The sequence below is a fragment of the Methylopila jiangsuensis genome, from assembly GCF_027922305.1.
Lineage (GTDB): Bacteria > Pseudomonadota > Alphaproteobacteria > Rhizobiales > Methylopilaceae > Methylopila > Methylopila jiangsuensis.
Genome location: NZ_BSFK01000012.1, coordinates 1 through 767, shown reverse-complemented (window position 1 = coordinate 767; position 767 = coordinate 1). Strand labels below are relative to the sequence as shown.

The window sequence follows — 767 nt, the reverse complement described above, 5'->3', positions numbered from 1 at the left end:
GTGTGGCGGCCGCCCTCTTCCTTCGTCAGGATGTAGGCCTCGGCCTTGAACTTCGTGTGCGGCTTCACCGAGCCCGGCTTGCACAGCACCTGGCCGCGCTCAACGTCCTCGCGCTTCGTGCCGCGCAGCAGCGCGCCGATGTTGTCGCCCGCCTGGCCCTGGTCCAGCAGCTTGCGGAACATCTCCACGCCGGTCACCGTCGTCTTGACCGTCGGACGGATGCCCACGATCTCGACTTCCTCGCCCACCTTCACGATGCCGCGCTCAACGCGGCCGGTCACCACCGTGCCGCGGCCCGAGATCGAGAACACGTCCTCGACCGGCATCAGGAACGGCTGGTCCACCGGGCGCTCCGGCTGCGGAATGTAGGCGTCCACCGCCTCCATCAGCTTCAGGATCGCGTCGTGGCCGAGCTCCTTCGACGAGTTCTCGAGCGCCGCAAGCGCCGAGCCCTTGATGATCGGAATGTCGTCGCCGGGGAAGTCGTACTTCGACAGAAGCTCGCGCACCTCGAGCTCCACCAGCTCGAGCAGTTCCGGATCGTCGACCATGTCGCACTTGTTCAGGAACACCACCAGCGCCGGAACGCCCACCTGGCGCGCCAGAAGGATGTGCTCGCGGGTCTGCGGCATCGGGCCGTCCGCCGCCGAAACCACAAGGATCGCGCCGTCCATCTGCGCCGCGCCCGTGATCATGTTTTTCACGTAGTCCGCGTGGCCGGGGCAGTCCACATGCGCGTAGTGACGGTTCGCCGTCTCGTACTCCAC

General features: G+C 66.8%; 1 protein-coding gene. It reads right to left on the bottom strand.

Features of this window, described 5'->3' with window-relative positions; translation table 11 throughout:
• Positions 1-767, bottom strand: a 767-nt coding sequence (locus PKE85_RS12060; protein ID WP_271205008.1) for an elongation factor Tu, incomplete at both ends; no start/stop codon positions are given.